This window comes from Pseudomonas syringae (assembly GCF_000737245.1).
Classification (GTDB): domain Bacteria; phylum Pseudomonadota; class Gammaproteobacteria; order Pseudomonadales; family Pseudomonadaceae; genus Aquipseudomonas; species Aquipseudomonas syringae_J.
Genome location: NZ_JPQU01000037.1, coordinates 1 through 17,887, shown reverse-complemented (window position 1 = coordinate 17,887; position 17,887 = coordinate 1). Strand labels below are relative to the sequence as shown.

At 57.7% G+C, this 17,887-nt stretch carries 10 protein-coding genes; 5 read left to right on the top strand and 5 right to left on the bottom strand.

Going from position 1 to position 17,887, the window contains the following annotated elements:
* Nucleotides 1-23: 23 nt before the first annotated feature.
* Complete coding sequence (locus IV01_RS11805) at nt 24-425, bottom strand: RidA family protein (protein WP_032628866.1); 402 nt, start codon at nt 423-425, stop codon at nt 24-26.
* A 140-nt stretch (nt 426-565) separates the two neighbouring features.
* On the opposite strand from IV01_RS11805, the gene IV01_RS11810 reads away from it, so the two are divergent.
* The 3 genes from IV01_RS11810 (at nt 566) to IV01_RS11815 (ending at nt 6,974) form a co-directional block, all read left to right on the top strand.
* Nucleotides 566-1,501 carry a LysR family transcriptional regulator gene (locus tag IV01_RS11810; RefSeq protein ID WP_032628864.1) on the top strand — a complete coding sequence of 312 codons (936 nt, stop codon included), beginning with the start codon at nt 566-568 and terminating at the stop codon, nt 1,499-1,501.
* Nucleotides 1,502-1,669: 168 nt separating this feature from the next.
* Nucleotides 1,670-2,620, top strand: a complete 951-nt coding sequence (locus IV01_RS0125130) for an ATP-binding protein (RefSeq protein WP_050507608.1) — start codon at nt 1,670-1,672, stop codon at nt 2,618-2,620.
* Nucleotides 2,621-2,729: 109 nt separating this feature from the next.
* Nucleotides 2,730-6,974 carry an EAL domain-containing protein gene (locus IV01_RS11815; RefSeq protein ID WP_032628863.1) on the top strand — a complete coding sequence of 1,415 codons (4,245 nt, stop codon included), beginning with the start codon at nt 2,730-2,732 and terminating at the stop codon, nt 6,972-6,974.
* 98 nt (nt 6,975-7,072) lie between these two features.
* Here the strand turns inward: IV01_RS11815 and ligD are convergent, their stop codons facing one another.
* Complete coding sequence (ligD, locus tag IV01_RS11820; RefSeq protein WP_032628862.1) at nt 7,073-9,733, bottom strand: DNA ligase D; 2,661 nt, start codon at nt 9,731-9,733, stop codon at nt 7,073-7,075.
* A 428-nt stretch (nt 9,734-10,161) separates the two neighbouring features.
* Between ligD and IV01_RS11825 the strand changes: the two genes are divergently transcribed.
* Together IV01_RS11825 and IV01_RS11830 are read left to right on the top strand one after the other, a co-directional pair.
* Entirely contained in the window at nt 10,162-10,698 is a 537-nt protein-coding gene (locus IV01_RS11825; RefSeq protein ID WP_154232225.1) for a hypothetical protein, read from the top strand.
* Nucleotides 10,699-11,012: 314 nt separating this feature from the next.
* Nucleotides 11,013-11,996: a GlxA family transcriptional regulator gene (locus IV01_RS11830; protein WP_050507628.1), complete on the top strand. Its 984-nt coding sequence runs from the start codon at nt 11,013-11,015 to the stop codon at nt 11,994-11,996.
* 183 nt (nt 11,997-12,179) lie between these two features.
* Here the strand turns inward: IV01_RS11830 and IV01_RS11835 are convergent, their stop codons facing one another.
* The 3 genes from IV01_RS11835 to IV01_RS11845 are packed head-to-tail and all read right to left on the bottom strand — an operon-like array spanning nt 12,180 to nt 17,346.
* Nucleotides 12,180-14,552: a hybrid sensor histidine kinase/response regulator gene (locus tag IV01_RS11835; protein WP_032628859.1), complete on the bottom strand. Its 2,373-nt coding sequence runs from the start codon at nt 14,550-14,552 to the stop codon at nt 12,180-12,182.
* A 28-nt stretch (nt 14,553-14,580) separates the two neighbouring features.
* The gene (locus IV01_RS11840; protein WP_032628857.1) at nt 14,581-15,042 is read right to left on the bottom strand and encodes a response regulator; all 462 of its coding nucleotides are present in this window, start codon (nt 15,040-15,042) and stop codon (nt 14,581-14,583) included.
* A gap of 45 nt (nt 15,043-15,087) precedes the next feature.
* Nucleotides 15,088-17,346 (bottom strand): ATP-binding protein, encoded by a 2,259-nt coding sequence (locus tag IV01_RS11845; RefSeq protein WP_032628856.1) that lies wholly within the window; start codon nt 17,344-17,346, stop codon nt 15,088-15,090.
* Between the last annotated feature and the right edge of the window lie 541 nt (nt 17,347-17,887).

The following is a 17,887-nucleotide window of genomic DNA, read 5'->3' as shown; positions in this document are numbered from 1 at the left end:
CTGTTCGCAGCCTTCGGCAGGTCCTACACAGCGGCATCCGGCAATCTGGCAATCACCTTGATCTCGAAATCAAAGCCATACAGCCAGGTTACGCCCACCGCCGTCAGTGTCGGATGAGGGGCGGTGCCCCAGAACTCCGGCACGACTTTCCAGATGGTCTCGAACTTCGATTGCGGATCGACCATGAACACCGTCACGTCAATCACGTCGTCGAAACTGCAGCCCGCTGTTTCCAGGATCGAGTTGAGGTTGGTGAAAGCCTGCCGAACCTGGGCTTCCAGATCGGGTTCGGGGGAGCCGTCTTCGGTGCTGCCCACTTGCCCGGAAACGAACAGGAAACCATTGGAGCGAATGGCCGGCGAGTAGCGGTTGCGCTCGTACAGCGCTCGACGGCCGGCGGGGAAAACAACGTCACGTACTGTCATGTCCTGCTCCTTTAACGGGATCTAGCGTGATCCCGTGAACGATGACCGGACTTTAAGGGGCTTGCGTGGGCGCGATAAACAGGCAACTGTAGTTATCACTGTTTGCAATTCCCAAACAATCAACTGTTCTTGAGGCAACAATGGACCGTTTTGATGCCATGCAGGCATTTGCCCGAGTCGTGGAAACCGGCAGTTTCACCAAGGCTGCTGAAACCTTGCACATGAGCAAGACCAGCGTGACCCAGTTAGTGCAACAGCTGGAGGCCAGGCTGCGGGTCAAGTTGCTTAACCGCACCACGCGCAAGGTCAATGTCACGGCTGACGGTGCGGTGTACTACGAGCGTGTGATACGCCTGCTGGCAGATCTGGACGACGCCGAGACAAGCCTGTCAGGCGCGGCAAGTCTGCCCAGGGGCAGGCTGCGGGTCGACGTGCCCAGCCCGTTGGCTGCGCTGATCCTGGTGCCTGCCTTACCTGAGTTTCATGCCCGATATCCCGACATCCAGATCGACCTTGGGGTGAGCGACCGCATGGTAGATCTGATCGGCGATAACGTGGATTGCGTAGTGCGCGGCGGTGAAATGACAGACCAGTCCCTGATTGCCCGGCGGCTCGGCGACCTGCAGCTGGGGGTTTATGCTGCGCCGGATTATCTTCAGCGTTTGGGCGTCCCTGAACATCCGGGTGAGCTGGAAGTCTCCCAGCATCGCATCGTCGGTTTCCTCTGGGCACGCACCGGCAAGGCCATGCCCTATGCCATGCGCAGAGGCGGTGAAAGCGTGCGTATCCAAGGCCGCTACGTGTTGGCGGTTGATGACGGCAACGCTTATATCGCGGCCGGTATTGCAGGCCTCGGCGTGCTCTGGTTGCCGGATTACATGGCCAGGCCCCATCTGGCGTCGGGAGCGTTGGTGAAAGTGTTCGAAGATTGGCAGCTTGATCCGATGCCGCTGTACGTCGCGTTTCCGCCGAACCGGCATATCAGTTTGAAGCTGCGAGTATTCATTGACTGGATCATTGAACTGATGGCGCAATATGCGCCGCTGTCTGTGCACAACAGTTCGGGAACATCTTGATTGAACGAAATATATTTACTGCTCGCTATCACCCGAGTGCCAGGTTTATTTATCTTCGGATAGCACTCAAATGAGTGCATACTAAATTTAACGGCCTTTCATAGGGTGTTTTTCAATAAAGCACCGTGTGCCAACAGCCCTTATGCATTGTATTTAAAGGGAATAACTATGGAAGGTGGCAAAGTCTTTTCCCTCGGTGCCGTGATTGAGCCTGGCGATCCCGAGACAGTGGTCAACGAACCGCTGGACGCCGCGTTACGTGCACTTGGGGCCAAGCAGGCAGAACAGGCGTCTCTGGTCAGTAAACTCGAAAAAGCTCAGGTGCAGCTGCTGCAGTCAGAACGCCTGGCCACGATTGGACAACTGGCTGCCGGCGTCGCTCATGAAATCAATAACCCGGTGGGTTATGTATTTTCCAATCTCAAAACCCTTGCCGGTTATGTGGACGATCTGCTCCGGATAATTGATGCAGTGGACAGCGTCGCCACTCTTGATGAACTGCGCCAACTCAAACTCAGCCTGGAATATGACTACATTCGCAATGATGTGGAGGCCTTGATTGTCGAGTCAGAAGACGGCATTGAGCGGGTGAAGAAAATTATCACTGCGCTCAAGGACTTTTCTCATATTGAAGAAGAAGAGTTTGTTCAGGCCGATCTGTTGCGAGGTCTGGAGTCGACGTTGAACATGGTCAATAACGAGCTCAAATACAAGGCTGAGGTAGTCAGAGAGTTCGCAGATCTGCCGCCGGTTGAGTGCATTGCGTCACAGATCAATCAGATAGTGATGAACCTGCTGATAAATGCTGCTCACGCCATTGTGCAATTCGGGGTCATAACGTTGCGTTGTGGCCACGAAGGCGCGTGGGTCTGGATTGAGGTTGAAGACACCGGTAGAGGAATCGATCCTGACATCCTCAAGCGCGTCTATGACCCGTTCTTCACCACCAAACCAGTCGGGCAGGGCACGGGCCTGGGTCTGACCCTGTCGTACAACATCCTGCAAAAACATCATGGCCGTTTCGACGTGGTAAGTAAGCCCGGCCAGGGTTCGCGGTTTCGTTTCTGGCTGCCGGTTCGTCAGCCCGGGGTGTATGTGGACAGCACGGCAAACTTGTAGGGGCTGAGAATGCAGTGGTTCCTTGCACCGCCATTCGCAGCCTGCGGTAGCTACTGCAGCCAGCTTCTATAAGTCATCGGGTTTCAGTGTTCATGAGGCTAGGCAAGCAATGAAAAATGGTCATGTAGTCAGCCAGATCTATATACATCTGGTGGCGTTTGCCTTGGTCGCGTTCAGCGTGGTCGGGTTGTATGGCTACCTGTTCATCGACTCAGCCAGTCGCCTGAAGGTGCAGAGCCTGTCGGATGTGGCCGTGGCAGGCCTGCTGATTGCCGCGGGGCTGCTTAGCGCCGCACACAATCGACATCGGCTTGGCACCTTGTTTGCTGGCCTGCTGCTGGGTTTATGTATCTACACCCTAGTGCACAACCTGGCGGCGCCGAGCCTGGAGCGGGGCACATCGTGGGCCACCGGGCTGCTTCGAATGCGCAGTCCACTGGCCGCCTTGCTGGCGCTGACCGGTCTGGTCATGGCCTGTGCGCATCGAGGCTTGCCGGGCAAATATCTTGCTCAGAGCTGCGGCGCCGGGCTGGTGGTTGCCATCGTCATCGCCCATGTCAGCTCGTGGTTGCCAGGGCTGAGTATTCAGCAGATCGGCTTCCGCATCGAACTCAACTACATCGTCCATCTGTCCCTGATATTCATTGGCGGGGCATTGATGCTGTTGCCACGGCTGCCTGATAACCGCGGCCTGCTGATGGATCGCCTGACCGTCGCGGCCGGTGTGTGCGGGACGTTCATTACCGTCATCACCTGGTTTTTGCTTAATCAGCAGCATCTGGTCAATCAAGATCCAGCCGACAGTTTTGCCGTGACCTATCTGCCCAATCTGATTCTTATTCTGGGTCTGATCTTCAGTTTTCTGATCATGACTAGTCAGAGGCTGGCACGCCTGGCAGTCAAGCATGCTGAACACCTGGTCCTGGCCAATCATGCGCTGCAAGCCAGCCTGCGCGAGCAAGCCAGCCTTCAGGCGCTCAACCAGCGCATCGTGGAGTTTTCCGAAGACATTCTTTGTGCTCTGGACGAACACCTGCGCTTCACCCAACTGAGCCCTTCGACCCTCATCGTGTTGGGCTATCGACCGGAGGAAATGCTCGGTCAGTCAATATTCGACTATCTGCTGGCCGAGGATCGTGGCCCCACCCATTCCACGTTGCGGGCCATGATCGAGAGTGGGGAGCGGCATCATTTCCGCTGCAGTTTCCGTCGTGAAGACGGCCTGGTGGTCCACTTGCACTGGACCGGCCGCTGGTCGGCCAGCGAGCGCACCTTGTTTGCCATGGCCCATGACGTGACGCCCCTGGCGGGGAGTGAAAGTTTCTACCGCTCGCTGTTCACCTTCAATCCTGATCCGGTGTTCTCGTTTGACCTGGCAGGGCGCTTCACCAGCGTGAATCGGGCGGGCTGCGCGCTGGCCGATTACAACGAAGAAGAGTTGTTGGGTGAGCATTTGTCGATGCTGGTGCACAACGAAGATCCGTCCAAACTGGCGGACTACATCAGCACGGCCATTACCGGTGGCTCGCTGCGTGCTGATGGAGTGCTGCGCACCCGCAGCGGGCAAATGATCGAGGTCGGTCTGACTCATTTACCAATCATCATTGATGAGAAAGTGGTGGGCGGTTTTGGCATTGCCAAGGACTTCAGTGAGCGCAATCGTACCCTGAGGGCGCTGCGTGAAGCGTTGCAGCATTCCGAGCATCAGGCTGAGCTGCTGGGCGGACTGAGTGAGACGGCCGTCAACATCAACAGCATCATCAATAGCCACACTAAAAACGACACCTTGCTCGACTACATGGCCGAACGTTTGCGCCTGCTGCTTGGCGCTCACCAGTCCGTCATCCACTTGAGCCCCACGGCACAAGGTGCGCCAGCGATCTACTCGGCCTCGCTGTCGAGCAAATATTCCGACTGGCCTGACGACCAGTTAGCCAGCCATGAACCGGAGTTCAGCGCCAAGATTCGTGACACCAATCAGCCGATCCTGCTGACCCGGGATGAATTGGACAATCATTCCCGCTGGTACAACAAAGGTGCCATGGCCAGTGCTGCCCCGGCCAAGTGTGGTTGGCTGGCGGTACCCCTTAAAGATCATGACGGTACCAACCTGGGCCTGTTACAGCTCTCTGACAAGTACGAGGGCGACTTCGATCAGGATGATCTGGCCATCGCCCAGCAGTTCGCGCAAATGGCCGTTGCCGTGATGAAAAACAGCCAGCTGGTGCAAGTGGTACTGGCGGGCGAACGCCGCTTGAAAACTCAGCTTGAGTTCACCTCGGCCATCACCAACAGCGTCAGCGAAGGCCTGTTGGCGGTGGATCGGCAAGGGCTGCTGACTTTCATCAATCCGATAGCAGCGTCGCTTCTCAATCAGTCGGCGGAGCAGATGGTGGGCCAGGCCTTGGCGCAATACTTGCCGCTGGCGTTAAGCGACAGTGAACACAGCGCGCGCACCAGTAGCTATCACGGGGAGGTCAGTTATGGCCTGCTGCCGCCAGGTGAGCGCTATCTGGCTTTCGACAGTGCACCGCTCATAAACGACGAAGGTCCCCAAGGCTGGGTCGTGGCACTGCGGGATATCTCCGAGCAGAAGCGCTTCGAGTCGGAGCTGGCGTACAGCGCCAGCCACGATGTACTGACCGGTTTGCCAAACCGCGCGTTGCTGGAAGACCGTCTGGCCCAGGGCTGCGCGTTCAGCGTGCGTTACAAGCGCACCCTGGCAGTGATGTTCATTGACCTGGATGGCTTCAAACCCATCAATGACAGCCTGGGGCACAGCGTAGGCGACCTGATCCTGATCGAAGTGGCGCGGCGTATGGAGTTGCAGGTCAGGCCGGGTGACACGGTGGCGCGCATGGGCGGCGATGAATTCGTGATCATCCTGCCGGACCTGGCCAAGGATGAGGACGTGCTGTTGGTGGCCAACCGTCTGATTGAAAACATCGCCCGGGTCTACACCATCGACGGCACCGAATTGCAGGTGACTGCGAGCATGGGCATCACGCTGAGCGACGGCCGGATCGAGCAACCCATGCACCTGATTCAGCAAGCCGATCTGGCGATGTACAAAGCCAAACAGCAAGGCAAAAACAATTTCCAGTGGTACACCGAGGACCTCAACCAGAAGGTCAGCGAACGGGTCTATCTGCGCAACGAATTGCAAAAAGCCATTGAAGCCCAGAGCCTGCAGCTGTATTACCAGCCGCAGGTCGACGCACGTAGCGGCCGAGTCACCGGGTATGAAGCCTTGATGCGCTGGCAGCACGCCGAGCGCGGTTTCATTCCGCCGATGCAGTTCATTCCAGTGGCCGAAGACACCGGGCAGATCATACCCATGAGTGAGTGGGCGATCACCACGGCCTGTCAGCAGGCGCGACTGTTGTTCGACCAGGGCTGGAAAGATCAGGTCATGGCCGTGAACATCTCGCCGATGCAGTTTCAACGGGTCAACTTCGTCGACTTTGTAAAAGCCACCCTCGAACAGACCCGGTTGCCCGCGGAGCTGCTAGAGCTGGAAATCACCGAGTCGGTGCTGATGGACAACGCAGAGAAGGCCATCGCGACTCTGCATGAGCTCAAGGACATCGGCGTGCATATCGCCATCGATGACTTTGGCACCGGGTTCTCGAGCCTCAACTATCTGAAACGCCTGCCCATCGACAAGGTCAAGATTGATCGGTCCTTCGTCGGCGAGATCATCAGTGACCGCAGCGATGCGGCCATTGCCCAAGGCATCATTTCCATGGCTCACCACCTGGGGTTGCAAGTGATCGCTGAGGGCGTGGAGAACGAGCCTCAGGTCGATTTCCTGAAGAGAAACCACTGCGACACCTTCCAGGGTTACTACTTTGCCAAGCCGATGCCGTTCAAGGATCTGGAGGTGTTCCTGCTTGAACAGCAGGTGAGGTTGCAGGTGCTGCGACCCTCGAGAAGCATCCATGCCGGTGAGCGAACGCTGCTGTTGCTCGACGATGAAGTGAACATCCTGCGTGCGCTCAGCAGGGTTCTGCGCCGAGACGGGTATCAGATCCTGGTCGCTCGCAACGCCCATGATGCCTTCGCCTTGCTGGCCAAACATGACGTACACGTGATCCTCTCTGACCAGCGCATGCCGGAGATGAACGGCACCGAGTTCCTGCGCCGGGTCAAAGACCTGCACCCCAACACCGTGCGCATCGTGCTTTCAGGCTATACCGATCTGAAGTCAGTGACGGATGCGATCAACCAGGGCGCGATCTTCAAGTTTCTGACCAAACCCTGGGATGACAAAGAGCTGCGCAGCACCGTGGCCCAGGCTTTCCAGCATCATGATTTGATTAAACACAAACAAAATCTGCCTGCGGCAACCTGAGCTGTGCGAGCTGCCAAAGCCTTCGAACGGCGGTGTATCAGATAGATCGCCTTCGCGGCCGTCGTGACCTCCGGCGGCTCCTACAGACAAGGTAGTTGTTACAGCCCCACCCGCTTGCGCATCTGCGCGGTGATGGTCTGTCGGGTTTTCGCCATGTCGGCCCAAGGGTCGCTGTCCAGTTCGGCCAAGCGCTCATGAACGTTGTTGATGGTCCAAAGGTTGGCGCCTTTGATCTCCTTGATCTCCTCGCGAAAGATCGGCACCGATACCGGCAAACCTTCCCGGGTGCGGGGGGCGTAGGCACAAATCGTGGTGGCGCCGAGGCCGTTGCGCAGGTAATCGATGAAGATTTTGCCAACCCGATTTTTCGGGCCCGACACCGCTGAAAACCGGTCAGGCAAGAGCTTGGCGATATGTTTGACGATGGCGTGGCTGAAATCCTTGACCGACTCCCAGTCGGCCTTCGGGGTCAGCGGCACGACCAAGTGAATGCCTTTGCCACCGCTGGTCTTGAGGAAGGATTTCAGGCCAAGCTCATCCAGTACGGTCAGGGTCAGTTGAGTGGCCTCCACCATGCTTTTCCAGGGCAGGGCGGGGTCAGGGTCCAGATCAAGAATGAAGCGATCCGGATGTTCCAGATCTTTGGACACCGCGTTCCAGGTGTGCAGTTCGATAGTGCTCATCTGCACCGCGCCGATCAGCGCCTCGAGGTTATTGATCAGCATCATCGGGTGGCCGGTGTATTCCTTGCCCATGGTCTCGATGCCGGGAATGGCCAATCGCTCGGCGTTTTTCTGAAAGAACAACTCGCCCGTGATGCCTTCCGGCGCCCGAACCAGGGCCACGGGCCTGTTTTTCAACTGTGGCAGCAGCCAATCCGACATGCGGATGCAGTAATCCGCCAGATCCCGTTTGGTGGCGCCGCTGACCGGATCAATAACCCGCTCCGGGTGGGTGAGTCTGATTTTTCCGGATGTCGGGGTTTCAATGGTTTTAGGTTCTTTGGTATTGGTCGTGGCTGATTGAGCCGCCGTCTTGCGGGTTTTCTTCTCAGCGGCCGGAGCAGGGCGTTCCTCGGTGATGGATTTAGCGGGCTTGTCCGTGCGCATCCCATGAAACACCGCATGCCGCACCGAGCCTTCCTTGGTGATCTCGGCAAAGGCGACCTCCGCCAGCAGCTCGGGTTTCAACCAGTGCACACCTTTGGCTTCAAAGCCGGTGGGTGGATTGACCACAGCAGCTTTTTTTACCTCCAGGGGCGTCAATTGGTCGTGGATGCTGCTCAAGGTCGCCTCATTGAAACCGGTGCCGACCTTGCCCGCGTAACGCAGCTCACCACTGTCTGCGTCGTGCAGTCCCAGCAGCAGCGCACCAAACTTGCTGCGTGCGCCCTTGGGCTCGGTGTAGCCCACAACCACGAACTCCTGGCGGCGTTTGCATTTGAGTTTGATCCAGTCACCGCTACGCCGGGACACGTAACTGCTACCGACCCGCTTACCGATCAGCCCTTCCATCTGCATCTGGCACGCCGTATTGAGCAGGGCGTCGGGGGTTTCAGCAAAGTCGTCAGAGAAACGCAGCACCTCATCCTCGCTCCGCTCCAGCACCTTTGCCAGCGCAGCGCGGCGTTGCTCGACCGGTACCTGACGCAGATCCATGCCATTGAGGTAGGGCATGTCGAACAGGTAATAAGTGATGGCGTCACTGCTACCGGCCTCGAAGGCGTTCTGCAACGCCTGGAAGTCCGGTACCCCTTGGGCATTGGCCACCACCATTTCACCGTCCAGCCAGGCAGAGTCCAGAGCCAGACTGGCCAGCGCTTCGGCTTGGCGGGGCAACTTGTGAGTCCAGTCGTGACCGTTGCGAGTGAAGAGCTGGACCTTGCCGTCGTTGATCTTCGCCATGATCCGATAGCCGTCGAATTTGATCTCGTAGCGCCAGTCGCCTTCAGGGGCAGTATCCACGAGGGTGGCCAGTTCCGGTTTGATGCTCTCCGGGATATCCGCTGGCTCGGCATTGCTCAGCGGTGTATTGCCAGAGCTCTTGGCTTTGGAGGTGCTTTTTGAAGAGGTTTTTTTGGGCGCGGATTTCGCAGCGACAGATTTGACGGGCTTAGGCTCCACGGCCTTGGCGGCTCTTTTCTTTGCGGTCTTCTTTGTCGTCTGTTTTGGAATCAGGGTGCGCTCGCTCAGCACGCTGTGAGGCTCGGCTTCGACTACATCGTAATCGCTCGCTGGGCGGGCAAACTCGTCCTGATGTTTGATAAGGAACCACTGTTCCTGTTTTCCCGGCATATGGGTCCTGACCAGATTCCATACCCCACCGAGTTTTTCACCCACCAGTTCAAATTTGAGCCGACCTTTGGCATAGGCTTCAGCGGGGTCCGACAGCGGGTTCCATACACCTCGGTCCCAGACGATGACATCACCAGCACCGTAGTGGCCTTCGGGGATGCTGCCTTCGAACGTGGCGTAACTGATGGGGTGATCTTCGACGTGAACTGCCAGACGCTTGACCTTGGGGTCCAGAGACGGGCCTTTTGGTACAGCCCAGCTTTTCAAAGTGCCATCAAGCTCCAGGCGAAAGTCGTAATGCAGGCGGGAAGCGTCATGCTTCTGAATGCAGAACTGCAGGGCTTGCGCTGGCGCGACGGCCTTTTTGGATCTGCCAGTGGCGCGTTTGGCTTTTGCTGCGCCGGAGGGCTCGGGGGTAGCGTCAAAGTCCCGCTTGCGGTTGTATTCGTCCAGTGCCGCGCTCATGACAGGTCTCCGTGCTGTGATATGCAGCAGAACGCGACCGGCAAAGGGAGTTCCGGCACCGGGATAACCGGTCTTGATCGCCGTGCTGTGTCAATTTGAAGGCGGCACGTTCAGTTCAGGGTATGGCGAAAGGCTTACATGGGAATCAGTGAATGTGCCGTTTACATCCCCCGCGCCGAGGCTCAATCTAGAGCCATCAACTGAAGCACAGGAAGGGCTTCAGCGGTCAAGGATGATCACCATGGCTTGGATTGCCACCGACAGGATGTTGGAATGGTTTTGATGAAAAATAACCCGCTTCGGCGGGTTTTTTATTGCGCGTCATTTTTATCCGGCTTGTATAAGCCGGTGGTCCGCGTGACGGGATTGACGGTGAACTTGGCGCGGCGGGGAGCTTCTAAGGTTCAACTGAATGCCGAGAGGTCACCGTGTCTAAGATAATCACGTCTCCTGAGGCTTTCCATGAGGAGAGCGAGCAGGAGATCAGGATATTTGCTTCTGCCAAAGAGCGACTGGACTTCTATCGCAACGAAATTCATTTCGAAACTACTAACTTGTCCAGCCGAACCAATGCCTACCTGTCCGCCCAAGCCTTTCTAGTCATCGCCTATGCGTCGAGTATGGCCAACCTCAATCCACAATGGGGTGTCATCTTCACACTGGTAGTGCCAGTAATGCTGGCGATTTTTGGTGTGGTCAGTTCACTCATGGCCTGGCCTGGGATCAAGGCAGCCTGCGACATCATCGACCATTGGTATCTCAAACAGAGTGGACTGCTCAGAAGTGATCCCGTGATCGGGCAAGCCTACGATGATTCGCCGTTGTTCAGCAGTTGGGAGTCCACCGACATAGGCCACAAAACTGCGCTGCTGTTTTCCAAGCGCACACCCTGGATGTTTTTCGTATTCTGGCTGTGCCTGGGGGTATTTGCCGTCCTGGTGCACTTCATTTATCCAGTCGTTTGAGCACGGGACGAGCATCTGCAGTGCAGCGGTGATGGCAGCGCGATGTCTCGCGGCAAACCACGACCTGTGGGACCGGATTCATCCGGGAAGGCTGTATTCCTGACAATAATAATGTGGGGGATGTACTGGCCTCTTCCCGGATGAATCCGGTCCCACGGGTTCGCTTCTCCTCCAGACATTTATGCATTGTTTACGCGAGCCAACGTGTTGTGTAGCGCCTATAGTGGCGTTTTCAGCACTCTGCTTGTCAGCAGCGCCCGCTAAACAAACATGAGAGACAACGATTGATCGAACGCCGTCAATTCAGTGGCTGCATGAAGGGCAAAAACCTTCGGTATGTGGGTGACAGTCCACAAGAGCGGGTGCGGCAAACCCATGCAGGGTTCGTGCTGCTTGAGCATTTCTCGCTGCCGGCCTTCACCCAGGCCCTGGACACTATCGTCACTGCAAACTTGCTGCGCCCTGAATTATTCAGCACGCGGATTTTTGGCCTGCAAGATACCGAGGTGGTGAGCGATCTGGGGCTGGTGATTCGTCCTGATGCGCAGATCGACCTGCGAGCCCTTCAGCAACTGGACCTGCTGATTATTTGTGGGGGTTATCGGACCGAGCTTCACGCCAGCGATGAATTTATCAGTCTGCTCAGGGCGGCCGCTGATGCCGGAATCACCTTGGCCGGATTGTGGAACGGTGCCTGGTTTCTCGGGGTGGCGGGCCTGCTGGAAGGCTACCGCTGCGCGATTCATCCAGAGCATCGACCCGCACTGGCGGAGATCTGCAAGGCGACACATGTCACCAGCGAGCCGTATGTGGTGGATCGGGATCGACTGAGCGCTGCGAGCCCCTCGGGCGCCTTTCATATGGCGCTGGAATGGATCAAGGCGCTGCATGACAAAGCGTTAGTGGAAGGCATCGAGGATATTCTTTCGTTCGAGGAATCCCGTTATCGACGCGTCAAACCGTCCCGACACCTATCCGTGAGTGCGCCGTTGCGCGAGGTGGTCAAGCTGATGGATGCCAATCTTGAAGAGCCCCTTGAGATGGAACAGCTTGCGGCCTATGCCGGGCGCTCTCGTCGTCAGGTGGAGCGTCTGTTTCGTGAGCAGCTGGGCACCACGCCGCAGCGCTATTACCTGGAGCTGCGCATTACCGAAGCGCGGCGACTGCTGCAGCATACCGAGATGTCTCAGGTCGAGGTCCTGGTGGCCTGTGGTTTTGTGTCTCCCAGTCACTTCAGCAAATGCTACAGCTCGTTTTTCGGCTATCGGCCTTCCAAGGAGAAGAGGTTGGTGGGGTAGGTTTTTGCGGTTCTACGGTGGACCCTGTAGGAGCGCGCTTGCCCGCGATGGCGTCAAATCAGGCAAAAGATTTTTCGCTGAGACAACGCATCGCGGGCAAGCGCGCTCCTACACATCGATCAAGCCCGTAGCATCGGCTTTTGCCGGGCGAGCGCATCATCTAACAGCAAAGTGAGCGTCGGCTCAGGTATGGCTCAGCGCCTGATGCAACTTGCTCATCAAATCGCTTTCACTGAATGGCTTCTGGACCACTGACGAGCCTTCCAGGCCCAGCACGTCGATATCCGCGTAGCCGGTGAGGAACAGGATCGGCATGTTCGGATATTTGTGATGCACCAAGGTCGCCAGTTCGCTGCCGGTCATTCCGGGCATGGCGAAGTCGGTGAGCACCAGATCAACATCGGGGCCGAGCATTTCCAGGGCTTGCAGCCCGCTGCCCGCCTGTTTGACGGTGTAGCCCAGCGACTGCAGCATTTGCAGGGTGACTGAGCGGACGGCAGGGTCATCATCAACCAGCAGAATGGTTCGCGAGCCCACCGGGTGTGCCACATGCGCTACGGGCAATTCTTGATCGTCCACGGTCTGGGGTTTGCCGACGCTGGGCAGGTAAACCATCACCTTGGTGCCGACCCCCAATTCGCTTTCAATCATCACGCCACCGCCGGATTGTTTTGCGAAGCCGAACACCTGGGCCAACCCCAGCCCCGAACCTTTGCCGACTTCCTTGGTGGTATAGAACGGTTCGAAGGCGCGCGCCAATGTTTCCGGGCTCATCCCGCTGCCCGAGTCACTGATGGCGAGCACGGCGTATTTGCCGGGCTCCGGGTCTTCCGGGCGAATCGCGGGTTGAGCGATCTCGGCATTGAATGTGGAAAAACACAACGAGCCACCCATCTCCATTGCATCCCTGGCGTTGATGGCAAGGTTGAGGATGATCATTTCAGTCTGAGTCGGATCGCCCATCGCGTACCACAGGTCGGCGGCCAGATCGGTCTTGATCCAGATACTGCCGCCCAGCGCCCGAGCGAGCAGGGTGCCCATGTTTCTGACGGTATCGTTCAGGCTGATGGCGGTCGGTTGCAGACGCTGACGGCGCGAGAACGACAATAACTGGGCGGTGAGCTTCGCCCCGCGCTCGCCGGCGTCCTTGACGTTTTGCAGGCGGTTGACGGTCTTCTCCAGCGTGCCGCGCTCGATATCACGAATAGCGAACGTGGTGCTGGTCAGGATCACCGTCAGCAGGTTGTTGAAGTCATGGGCCACGCCGGCAGTCAATTGCCCGACCACTTCCAGGCGTTGCATTTGCTGCAGGTCGGCTTCGATTCGCTCGCGTTCGCTGATCTGCGCCCGCAGACGCTGGTTCGCTGCGGCGAGTTCGTCAATGACGGCGCGCTCTTCCGTGATGTCGCGCACGGCGGCATACATCAGCTCGCCCTCGGGGACGATGGTCCAGGACAGCCAGCGATAATCCCCGGAGCGGTGCTTCATGCGATTGACGAATCGAGTCGAAATATTGCCCCGGGCGATGCTCTCCATTTCATGGACGGTCATGCCAACGTCTGCCGGGTGGATCAGTTCCCACAGGCGCATCTGGCTGATCTGTTCGTTAGACCAGCCCAGTGTCGCTTCCCAGGCCGGGTTGAAAGAGATCGGCGTCATGTCCAGGCGCAAAACAGCCAGCAACTCTCTGGACAACTCCCAGGTACGGTCCCGCTCCCGGGTACGCAGCTCGATGCGCGCGCCCAGTGCCTCGTTCAGTTCCACCAATTCGCGGGTGGCCTGCTTGCGCTCGGTGATGTCCTGCATCACGCCGGTAAAACGTACACATTTGCCCTTTTCGAAGACCGAGCGGCCGTTGGAGAACAGCCAGCGCGACCGACCGTTGGGCATCAAGGCCCGATACTCGATCTGGTAGTCACCTTCGCGGCTCAGCGCTTCGTTGATTCTCGACTCCAGCAGCGCTCGATCATTCGGATGGCAGCGGGCCAGCAGAAAAGGCAAGTCCACATGGCTGTTAGGAAGGATTTCGTACAACGCATTGCAGCGTTCATCCCAGAGCATCCTGCCCAGCGCCGGTTGAAACTCCCAGACGCCCATCATGGCCGCTTCGATGGCCAGCCGCGCACGGACTTCGACCTCTTGCAATGCTGTTTCGGCCGCCCGACGCTTGGCCCGCTCGCGGACTTCTGAGACCGCGCGCTTGACCGCCTTGGGCAGCATCTTGAGGTTTTGCTTGAGGACGTAATCCACCGCCCCCAGACGCATCATTTCCACGGCCTGCTGCTCGCCGAAGATGCCGGAAAGGAAAATGAACGGGGTTTCCGGCGCCAGTTCCCGGGAAATCTTCAGCACATCGGCGCCGGAGGAACCTGGCAGCAGGAAGTCACAGAGCACGGCGTCAAATGCCTGCTCGCTCAATGCCTGAGCGGCACCCCGGTGGTTGTGAACCAGGGTTGAATCCACTTCTATACCGCTGGCCTCCAGGGACAAAAGCGTCAGCTCCGCATCGTGCGGGCTGTCTTCAATCAGCAGGATCTTGAGTTCTTTGAATGGCATTAAGACGACTGCGCTCTATCTTTACAGGTCAGGAACTAGGACGACGCTGAGCTCTGACCGAGCCAGGCGGCGGTTCGTTCAGCACGGCCCAGAAAATCCCCAGGTCGGAAATTGCGCTGACAAACTCCTTGAACTCCACCGGCTTGACCACGTAAGCGTTGACGCCAAGCTGATAGGCCCGGGACAAGTCCAGCTCTTCACGGGAAGACGTCAGCATGACCACCGGGATACTGCGCAGGTCGTCGGATTGTCTAATTGCATCCAGCACCTGCAAGCCGTCGACTTTGGGCAGCTTCAGGTCCAGTAGCAGCACTGCCGGATTGCCGTCGACACGGTCCGCATAAGCGCCTCGGCGGAACAGGTAATCCAGCGCTTCGGCGCCATCGCGCAGGACGATGACTTCATTGGCAAGCTGACTGCGCTCCAGTGCGACGAGGGTCAGCTCCAGATCATTGGGGTTGTCTTCAACCAGCAAAATTGGCTTAAGCATGTATTTATCTCCGCACGCTTTAATCCCGAGCGCCTTTTTTCGGGCTCAGTTGACTTTGTTCAAAAGTTTGGTGGGCAGCGTGAATGAAAACGTCGCGCCCTGGTTCAGCACACCGTGGGCCTGGACCGTGCCACCATGACGCTCGATGATGCGTCGCACGTTAGCCAGGCCGATGCCGGTGCCTTCAAATTCTTCCATCCGGTGCAGACGCTGAAATACCCCGAACAGCTTGCCGGCATACTGCATGTCAAAGCCCACGCCATTGTCGCGCACGCTCACTACCACAGTGTCAGCATTGATTTGCGCATCGATTTCGATGACCGCGACGGCCTCGTTGCGGGTGTATTTGATCGCGTTGGCCAGCAGGTTGCGCATGGCCAGATGCAGGAACGCCGGGTCAGCGCTGATGATGGGCAGATCGCGAACTATCCACTCGATGTTCCGGCCTTCATAGTCAGGTTTCATTTCGCGCTGGATCTGATCAACCATGGCAGTCAGGTTGACGTCGGACTGGCGCATCGCCGAGCGTCCCATCTGCGAGAAGCTCAGCAGGTTGTCCACCAGAGTCCCAGCGAACTTGGCCGATTCACCAATGGTGTCGAGAAAACGCTGCCCGCGTTCAGAAAGGTTGCCCTGTTCCATATCCCCCAGCAGCTCGGCATAACCGGCAATATGCCGTAGCGGGGCGCGTAAATCGTGGGAGACGCTGTAGGAAAACGCTTCCAGCTCTTTATTGCTGCGTTTGAGTTCCGTCGCCAGTTGGGCCATTTCTTCAGCCTTGCGCAGTACGATGCCCAGCACCGCGAGACGCAATTCAGCGACACCTTCCAGCTCGGTGTCCTGCCAGGGCGTGGAAAAACCCTGAACCGTCTGCTTCCACAGATCGAAGCTGCGTCGAGGCGACAGGGAGCCGCTTTCATCGACGGCTTTTTCGGGGCGGCCTGCCCAATTGACGACCTGGGTCTGTTCCGGTTTGAACCAGATCAGGTAGTTGGAATGCAGCTCGGAAATGGACACCGCCAGTGCGCCACTGACTGATTTTGCCAAGGCAGGCAAATGTGGGATGTCTTGCCCGACATTGTCGGTCTGGAACAACTCGCCGCCGCTGCGTCTGGACAGCCAGGCAGCCAGGGCCCGAACTTGCTTCTCAGGCGGCGTCTGGCCGAACAGCAGGCATTCCTCGTCAGACACCACCGCGGCACCACTGGCCCCGACAAAGCTTATGAAGGTATCCGGTAGCGCCTTGAGGCCCTTGAATACGCTGTCATGATCGGCCATGGCGGCCAGCATGTGTACGATGTCCCTTCTCAGGCTCAGCATCCGCTGATTGCGCAGATGCGCTTCTTTGGTTTCCACCTGAAGCGACAGCACCCGGCCAAGCAGCTCGCATGCTGAGCGGGTCTGGAAACTGACCGCGTGAGGTGCTGTGTTGTGACAGGAAACCAGTCCCCACAAATGGCCATCCACCACGATCGAAATCGACATCGAGGCACCGGTGCCCATGTTGCGCATGTACTGCAAATGCACGGGCGACACGCTGCGCAAGGTGGCGTAACTGAGGTCCAGTGGGCGCTGAGTGACGGGATTGTTTGCGGGGATGATCAGCGAGGGGGTGTAGTCGGCGTCGGCAATGATCCGGATCCGATTGGCGCAGTACAGCTCACGGGCCTGGGCGGGGATGTCCGAGGCCGGAAAACATAAACCCAGATAACTCGGGTAGCCTGCGTCGGCGGCCTCTGCGTTGACGATACCGTTGCCGTCTTTATCGAACCGATAGGAATTCACCCGGCCGAAGCCGGTAATGCGCTTGATGAAACGCACGGAGCGATCACACAGTTCGTCAACGCTTTCGTCTTCACGCATCTGGCTGATGAACGAGCGGACCAGTGGGTACAGCTGACCGTGGGCAGTGACCGTGTCGCTTGCTGGTTCGAACTCGGCGATCAGTAGGCCGGCATGACGATGCAGCATCATTGCCACAGGCTGAGCGCCGCGTTCGCCCTTGATAAAGGTCACGTCGCCAACATGGAAAGGCTGGGTTTGTTCCTCCTCCAGTTCACCTAGCTGAGCGATGAATGCCGATCCATTGTTGACCAGTGCGTCCAGCTCACACCCCAGCAAGGCGCTGGACTCGACATTCAGCCACTGAGCAATGTTTTCGCTGATCTGAACAATGGTCATCGATGGTTCGTCGATAACGATCAGAAAACCTTGAGGCTGAATGCTGCCGGGAATCCGGATAGGTTCGCGCGCGCAGTTATCGATGGCCGCTTGCAGCGATGCGTGAGTGTCGGTAGCGGTCAAAACTTCCCCCTTGTGAGGCTTCTGAGACGGGTTAATGCGCGCTCAGGTAGTGAGTTCACACTCTTGGAGTGGCGTTCGCCTCGAAAAATCCGGTGACACAGTATCAAATTATGGGAAAGCAAACTGCCACCGTTAGACTGGTGGGCGTTTTTTTCGTAGGAAAAACAGAGGGGATCCGGCTTTTGCATGGACGGTCGGGAGGGCGAATCGAGCTGGCTTAGCTAAACCGCGTTATCGTTCATCGCGGGCAAGCACCGCTCCCACAGGAGAGCCCGTTCGTTGTTGGAGCCGGGCTTGCCCGCGAAACAGGCGCCTCGGTTTGTCGGTAATACCGCGTCATCGTTCTTCGCGGCCGAGCACCGCAGGCAGGTTCGCTGATCATCCGTGGGAGCGAGCTTGCTCGCGAAGAGGGCAGTACAACCGAAACATATTTGGAGTCTTCACAATTGCCTTCGCAAGCAAGCTTGCTCCCACAGGAATCAACGAATGAAGTGCGCCCCAAAAGTTGGACACCCGTCCAACCTCTGGGGTGTTTTTCATG